Source organism: Thalassospira sp. UBA1131 (assembly GCF_002311515.1).
Taxonomy (GTDB): Bacteria; Pseudomonadota; Alphaproteobacteria; order Rhodospirillales; family Thalassospiraceae; genus Thalassospira.
On the sequence record NZ_DCAO01000088.1, the window covers coordinates 26,742 to 31,989 of the forward strand.

Sequence of the window (5,248 nt, forward strand, 5' to 3'; positions counted from 1 at the left end):
GTGCCGTATCTGTATTCCGAACTGCGCGGAGGCAAGAAAAATGGCTGATATTCAGACCTATAGCCACGATGCAGGCTGGAAACATACTGTTCTGCGCGGGTTGCTGTATCTTATTCTGATCCTGTTTGCGGTCTATTACCTTTTCCCGCTGATCGTAATGATTTCGACCTCGTTGAAGTCGCTTGACGAAATCCGTGAAGGGTCGCTGATTTCGCTGCCGCGCGTGGTGACGTTTGATGCATGGAACTATGCATGGAACGAAGCCTGCGTTGGTGTCGAATGTACCGGGATCAAAATCTATTTCTGGAACTCGGTCAAAATGGCGATCCCCGCCGTTCTGATTTCGACCTTCCTTGGTGCGATCAACGGTTATGCGCTGACCAAGTGGCGGTTCAAGGGGGCGAACATCGTCTTTGCCCTGCTGCTTTTTGGTTGCTTCATTCCGTTCCAGGTCGTTCTGCTGCCGATGTCACAGGTTCTTGGCAAGCTTGGTCTTGCCAGCTCCACCCCGGGCCTTGTTCTGGTCCACGTCGTTTACGGCCTGTGCTTTACCACCCTGTTCTTCCGGAACTACTACGTTTCAATCCCGGACGAACTGGTCAAGGCAGCCACCATTGACGGTGCCGGGTTCTTCACCATTTTCTGGCGCATTATTCTGCCGATCTCGACCCCGATCATCGTGGTTTCGGTCATCTGGCAGTTCACCCAGATCTGGAACGACTTCCTGTTCGGTGCTTCGTTTGCTTCTGGCGCAAACGCACCGATGACCGTCGCACTCAACAATATCGTCAACACCACAACCGGCGTGAAACAGTACAACGTTGATATGGCAGCAGCCCTGCTGACCGGCCTTCCGACGTTGCTGGTTTATGTTCTCGCTGGCAAATACTTCGTCCGCGGCCTGACCGCCGGCTCGGTGAAGGGATAAGCAAATGGCATCACTCACCCTCGATAAAGTTCGCAAGGCTTTCGGCCCTGTCGAAGTTCTCAAGGAAATCAATCTGGCGATTGACGATGGCGAGTTTCTCGTCCTTGTTGGTCCGTCCGGTTGCGGCAAATCGACCCTTCTGAACCTGATTGCAGGTCTGGAAACAGCCACCGACGGGGAAATCCGCATCGGGGATCGCGTTATCAACGACGTGCATCCCAAAGACCGTAACATCGCCATGGTGTTCCAGTCCTATGCGCTTTACCCGAACATGACGGTGCGCAAGAACATCACCTTTGGCCTCGAAATTCGTGGCGTTTCCAATCAGGAACGTGACAAGGCCGTTGCCGATGTTGCCAAACTGCTTCAGATCGAAGCACTTCTGGATCGCAAACCGTCCCAGCTTTCGGGTGGTCAGCGTCAACGTGTTGCCATGGGCCGCGCGCTTGTCCGTGATCCGGATATCTTCCTGTTTGACGAACCGCTTTCAAACCTTGATGCGAAACTGCGTGTCGACATGCGCACCGAGATCAAGAAGCTGCATCAGCGTCTTGGCTCGACCATCGTTTATGTCACCCATGATCAGATCGAAGCCATGACCCTGGCATCGCGCATCGCGGTGATGAAGGACGGTATCCTGCAGCAGTTCGATACGCCGCAGAACATCTATGAACGCCCCAACAACATGTTTGTTGCCGGCTTCATCGGATCGCCGTCGATGAACTTCATTGATGCGACCCTGACCGAGGACAACGGCAAGCTGGCCTTGACCATTCCGCGCGATGGCAACCCGATTGTCCTGCCGCTGTTTGAGGCGCCGGAAAGCTATCGTGGTTATATCGGCAAGGATGTCGTGTTTGGCATTCGCCCCGAAGCCCTGACCCACAAACGTACCGGGTCGGACGAACCGGGCAGCCAGTATGTCAATTTCGACAGCAAGGTCGAAGTAATCGAACCGACCGGTGCCGACACGATGACCGTGATCGAAATCGCCGGTAAGGAAATCGTGGCGCGCGTCCGTCCGGACCGTCAACCGAAACCGGGCGAGAGCATGACGTTCTCGGCCGACATGTCTCAGATCAGTCTGTTTGACCCGGATACCGAGTTGCGGATCTGATCTGATTGGCGGGTGGTTCTGGGGGCCACCCGCCATTCTTCTTTTTGGGCCCCGCTCTGCCCGATACTGTGCCGAATGGCCCTAAACCCTGCGCGGCAGGGACACGATAACTTCCAGACCTTTTCCCGGCATATTGCGCAACTCGATGCGCCCGTCATGGGCATCAATCACGGTTTTAACGATTGAAAGCCCAAGGCCACTGCCCCCGGTGCTGCGCGCCCGCGATCCTTCAACGCGATAAAACGGCAGGAAGACCTTATCCTGATGTTCGACCGGGATACCGGGACCTTCGTCCCGGATGGTGACCAGCACGGTATCTGCTGTGGCTTCGAGGCTGACATTGGCCCGATGGCCGTATTTCAGGGCATTTTCAATCAGGTTGGTAAAGGCACGCTTTAACGTACCCGGACGGCAAGACAACCGGATGCTGCGTTTGCCCTCAAAGGAATGGGCATCATCATTGCCGCCGAACACCGTATGGACCGAACTGAACTGCAAGGGCTGTGGCCCGGCAAAGCTTACGGGGCGGCCAAGATCAGCGTAATCGTCACAAATTGCTTCAAGCACGGAAATGAAATCAACGGTGCGTTCTTCTTCCTTGGCGATCCAGTCACCGAGGAAATCAAGCGCGTCATTGAGAAGACTGTCCATTTCATCAAGATCGCGCAAAACGGTTTCGCGCAGTTCATCATTTTCAATGAACTCGGCGCGCAGTCTTAATCGCGTGCTGGGCGTGCGCAAATCGTGCGAAATCGCGGCCAGCATCCGGGTGCGATCCCCCAGCATCCTTGAAATACGTTCGCGCAAATCGTTATAGGCCGCGGCCATTGACCGCGCCTCGGTCGGTCCGCGTTCCTCGACCGGTGGGCCGCTGACATCATCGGCGTGATCAATGATCGCACGTGTCAGGCGCTTGAACGGGCCTGCCAACAAATCGGCAAGCCCGGCAAACACGACAAGAACCGCGGCCACCCCCATCAGGAACATCAGAAACACCAGCGACGGCGATGAATAATTCGCCCACAGCTCGTTATGGTGCACCAGAATGCGTTTGCCTGACGGCATCATGATTTCCACCTGTGCCTCAAGCCCGAGACGCGCGATTTCACGCGACAATTCGGCAAAGAACAGGCTGGGATTTTCGGTGGCCTCGATGGTGGCGCGCTGTTCGGCACTTAAACGACCGCGTTCGAAATGCACCTTGACCGAGGTCGGCCAACCGGTATTGGCCAGTCGGACCGGCATGGCGATATGCTGTGCGGGTCTGGAAAACAGCAACAAGGTCCCGACATCATCGGATGGCAGGATGCGCATTGTCATGCCATCGCGCGCGGCGATATCGATGATGTTTTCTTCAAATTCCGGGTTTTCTGCAATCCGTACCAGTTCGCGAATGGTAAAGCCCAGCGTATAGGCACGGCCAATGCGTTCGTCTCGCTCGATCACGTAATAGGACGCCATGGCGCTAAGGGCTGCAATGATCAGCCCGCCCAGCATCATCAGAAGAAAGATACGCCCGCCCAGCGTGCGCGGCTTGTAGCGGCGCATATAGTTGCTGAAGTTTGCGAACATATCGGCCATGGGTCGGCCTAAATCATTTGGGTGTCGGCGCAGAACTGATAGCCGATGCCGCGCACTGTCTTGATCAGTTTCGGGTTCTTGGCGTCTTTTTCGATTTTGCGGCGCAGGCGACTGATCTGGATATCGATGCTGCGATCAAACGGAAGCGAGCTTTGCCCGCGCACAATATCGACAAGCTGTTCACGCGATAGCGCCCGCTTGTTGTTTTTGACCAATGCCAGAAGCAACGAAAACTCGCCCGTCGACAGATGCACAGCGACATTATCGGCATCGCGCAATTCACGTGATCCGATATCAAGCGTCCATTCGCCGAAAATGATCTTGTGCGCCGGGGCGACTTCGTTATCAGACGGCCCAACCGCACCTGTTTCAAAGCGCCGGAACACCGCACGGATACGGGCCAGCAATTCACGCGGATTAAACGGCTTGGTCAGGTAATCATCCGCACCAAGTTCAAGGCCAAGAATACGGTCGGTATCCTCGCCCACCGCGGTCAGCATGACAATCGGCACCTTGGAGGTCCGTCGAACGTCCCGGCACAGGGCAAAGCCGTCCTCGCCCGGCAACATGATATCAAGAATCACCAGATCGATTTTCCAGTCACGCAGTGCGCGATGCATTTCATTGCCGTCGGACACGGTGGTAATGCGAAAACCGTGTTGCAACAGGAACTTCTTCAAAAGCTTCTGGATTTCCTGGTCGTCATCAACGACCAGAATATGTGGTTCACGTCGCGTCGTCAGTGTCCCGAACTCCCCTGATATTCATCGGCCGTGTCCCCGACCGCGGCGGGAGTTTAGTCGATATCGCCACCGGTTTGAACCGTTTTCCATCTGGCGTTTAAAAAGGAAAAAGCCGGGCAATGCCCGGCTTCCCCATATCCAACAATCAAGGTTGTAATCGGGTTACTTCAGGTCATAAACCTTGGTGCTACCAGATACTTCCGATGCCACCACCAGCATTGCATTGCCGGTCGGGCTGTTCTTGGCATCAATAAACTGCAGGCCTTCGGGGGCCAGTTCACCGGCGGTATCATTTTCCGGATTGCCAGAGAAACGACGATCACTGTGATAGGTGACGAATTGCGGGTTGGTCGGGTTGGTCAGGTCATAGACCATGAAGCCCCCCTGACGTTCCAGCCCGATAAAGGCATAGGGCGTGCCGTTGACATAGCCACTTGCAATGCCTTCTGGCTCCGGACCCTTGTCATCGGAGCGGTTGTCACGGCTGTAGTTTTCAGTATCAGAGGAATTGAAAACGTTGGGATAGTTCGCCGCCAATATCTGCTCAAACGCATCACCACTGTCAAAGACCATTTCACCGTCTGCATCCAGCACCGAGAACGACCGTGCGCCATAGCTATAGATGACATCGAAATCACCATCGCCATCGACGTCGCCCTGCGCGGTTGTGGTCTTCAAACGACCAAGATTTTCATCCTTTTGCAGGGTGCTTGCGGTTGGGAAGGCAACCGGATCAAGCGTCAGTTTGCCAACGCGGGTTTCCTCGCTGTAACCGTCATAGTCGCGTGAATCGCCTTCATTGGCGATCAGGACCCATTCCTTGCCATCAATATTGATCGCATCGATGGTGTCAGGCATGAACATGCCCATCACCGGCCA

5 protein-coding genes are annotated in these 5,248 nt (G+C 55.2%); 2 read left to right on the forward strand and 3 right to left on the reverse strand.

Going from position 1 to position 5,248, the window contains the following annotated elements; genetic code table 11:
• Nucleotides 1–40 precede the first annotated feature (40 nt).
• Nucleotides 41–928, forward strand: a complete 888-nt coding sequence (locus B3Z49_RS13360) for a carbohydrate ABC transporter permease (protein WP_296991758.1) — start codon at nt 41–43, stop codon at nt 926–928.
• Nucleotides 929–932: 4 nt separating this feature from the next.
• On the forward strand, nt 933–2,045 hold the full coding sequence (locus B3Z49_RS13365) for an ABC transporter ATP-binding protein (protein WP_064782009.1): 1,113 nt from the start codon (nt 933–935) through the stop codon (nt 2,043–2,045).
• Between the two features lie 81 nt (nt 2,046–2,126).
• Here the strand turns inward: B3Z49_RS13365 and B3Z49_RS13370 are convergent, their stop codons facing one another.
• The 3 genes from B3Z49_RS13370 to B3Z49_RS13380 form a co-directional block, all read right to left on the reverse strand.
• Entirely contained in the window at nt 2,127–3,626 is a 1,500-nt protein-coding gene (locus tag B3Z49_RS13370; protein WP_120225962.1) for a sensor histidine kinase, read from the reverse strand.
• An 8-nt stretch (nt 3,627–3,634) separates the two neighbouring features.
• The gene (locus B3Z49_RS13375; protein WP_296991761.1) at nt 3,635–4,369 is read right to left on the reverse strand and encodes a response regulator; all 735 of its coding nucleotides are present in this window, start codon (nt 4,367–4,369) and stop codon (nt 3,635–3,637) included.
• Nucleotides 4,370–4,531: 162 nt separating this feature from the next.
• The coding region (locus tag B3Z49_RS13380) for a choice-of-anchor I domain-containing protein (RefSeq protein ID WP_414716256.1) at nt 4,532–5,248 on the reverse strand (717 nt) is incomplete at its 5' end.